This window comes from Flavobacterium sp. UBA4854 (assembly GCF_002399805.1).
Classification (GTDB): Bacteria; Bacteroidota; Bacteroidia; order Flavobacteriales; family Flavobacteriaceae; genus Flavobacterium; species Flavobacterium ginsengisoli.
This window is the reverse complement of record NZ_DHEI01000065.1, coordinates 1-1,920: the sequence shown is the minus strand read 5'-3', so window position 1 is coordinate 1,920 and position 1,920 is coordinate 1. Positions and strand designations below refer to the sequence as shown.

General features: G+C 32.1%; 3 protein-coding genes. All 3 read left to right on the top strand.

Translation table 11 applies throughout. The features are described 5' to 3' along the window. A partial coding sequence (locus B3J44_RS09300) for an NAD(P)H-dependent oxidoreductase (RefSeq protein ID WP_286967995.1) occupies positions 1-597 on the top strand: 597 nt, incomplete at its 5' end. A 25-nt stretch (positions 598-622) separates the two neighbouring features. Then, positions 623-1,063 carry a hypothetical protein gene (locus B3J44_RS09295; RefSeq protein ID WP_286967993.1) on the top strand — a complete coding sequence of 147 codons (441 nt, stop codon included), beginning with the start codon at positions 623-625 and terminating at the stop codon, positions 1,061-1,063. 104 nt (positions 1,064-1,167) lie between these two features. Further along, complete coding sequence (locus B3J44_RS09290; RefSeq protein WP_286967992.1) at positions 1,168-1,653, top strand: SRPBCC family protein; 486 nt, start codon at positions 1,168-1,170, stop codon at positions 1,651-1,653. The last annotated feature ends 267 nt before the right edge of the window (positions 1,654-1,920 follow it).

Sequence of the window (1,920 nt, the reverse complement as noted above, 5' to 3'; positions counted from 1 at the left end):
AAAATGAATATTCTAATTGTTTACGCGCATCCTAGCAAAAAATCGTATACTTTTCAAGTTCTAGAAAGATTAAAACTAGCCTTGAACAATGAAAAATGGAATATAGAAATCTCTGATTTGTATGCGTCTAATTTTACTAGCGATATGTCTGAGGAAGAATACGATCGTGAAGGTTTTGCCAAAACAGAACTTCCTATACCTGCAGATGTTTTAGCAGAACAAGAAAAAATAGAAAAAGCAGACTGTATTATTTTTCTATATCCTGTTTGGTGGAGCGATTGTCCAGCAAAATTAAAAGGCTGGTTTGATCGTGTGTATTCGGTAGGATATGCATATGGGCAAAACGAAACTTCCAGAAAAATTAAAACCATTCCGTACGGTCTTGTAATTTGCACAGCCGGTCATCCGAATGAGTTTTTACATGAAATCGAAATCGCTCAAAGCATGGAAAAAATTATGATTGAAGACCGACTTGGAAAACGTTTTACGCATAAAGAAATGATTATTCTAGGCGGAACTTTGAATCTCCAAAATGTGATGTCAAAACATTTTGACCTTATCAATACAATTCCTCAAAAAATTAAAACAATAGTATAAAAACTCAAATCTAAATCTACCCAAAATGACACAAGACAATAATGTAGAGAAATCAGTCTTTGAAGAAATTCCGACAGAAAAAATATATTCTAAAAAAGCAATTAGCACCGCAACTTTTTTTGGCGGTCCGTTGGTTGCTGGTTATTGCATTGCAGAAAATTTTAAAACTTTCAATGATCTTGAAAAAGCAAGAAACACTTGGATTATTACAGCGATCTGTACAATCGTAATCATTGGAATCTCATTTAGTCTTCCAGAAAACTTTCCAAAAATTGTCTTTCCAGTTATTTATTCTTTCATTGCTTCCTACATAATTCAGACTTATCAAGAAGAAAACATACAAAAGCATAACGATAACGGAGGAGATACTTATGGCGGATGGAGAGTTACTCTAATTACTCTTCTAGGTTTTCTAATTTTATTTGGCTTAATCATGGCAATTGCATTATTCTTTTACGGCATCTAATAAAAAACTTGTCTGAAATACACCTTCAAATTGTCTTTTAAACACCTTAATCAATTGATTTTTAGATTGTAATTTTACTTTACTAATTTAAAAGTCAATTGATTATGAATACTCAAGATTTTACCACAACCATAATTGTCAATCAATCGCCAGAAGAAGTTTTTAAAGCCATACAAAATGTTCGCGGCTGGTGGTCTGAAGAAATTGAAGGAAAAACAGCAAATCAAGGCGATGAATTTAAATATCATTATGAAGATGTTCATCGCTGTAAAATAAAATTGATTGAAGTAATTCCGAATCAGAAAATTGTTTGGCTCATTGAAGAAAATTATTTCAGCTTCACGAAAGATGATACAGAATGGACTAATACAACAGCAGTTTTTGATATCTCGAAAGAAGATGACAAAACAAAACTCACTTTTACACACATTGGTTTGGTTCCAGAATATGAATGTTTTGATGTTTGCAAAGCAGGCTGGAGTAATTACATCGAGAATAGTTTGAAAAAACTAATTGAAACAGGAAAAGGCCAACCAAACGCAACGGGAAAACCTCAAATTGAAACGGAAAGAAAATTATCCGAAAAATAAAATCACTTTTCATACTATTATTTTAGACTACGTCAATCATAGATTTGGCTAAATCTATTTCTCTAATGATACGCAACTTTGTATCATCAAAAAAATAATAGTATGAAAATTATAATTACAGGTTCTTTAGGAAACATTAGTAAACCTTTAGCGAAGACTTTAATAAAAGAAGGACATCAAATTACAGTAATTGCAAGCAGTAGTGAAAGAAAATCGGAAATTGAAAACCTTGGAGCGCAAGCCGCAATTGGTTCAGTAAATGACGTT

Coding starts and splice junctions, on each gene's coding strand:
- B3J44_RS09295 (WP_286967993.1), top strand. CDS start 623: ATGACACAAGACAATAATGTAGAGAAATCAGTCTTTGAAGAAATTCCG.
- B3J44_RS09290 (WP_286967992.1), top strand. CDS start 1,168: ATGAATACTCAAGATTTTACCACAACCATAATTGTCAATCAATCGCCA.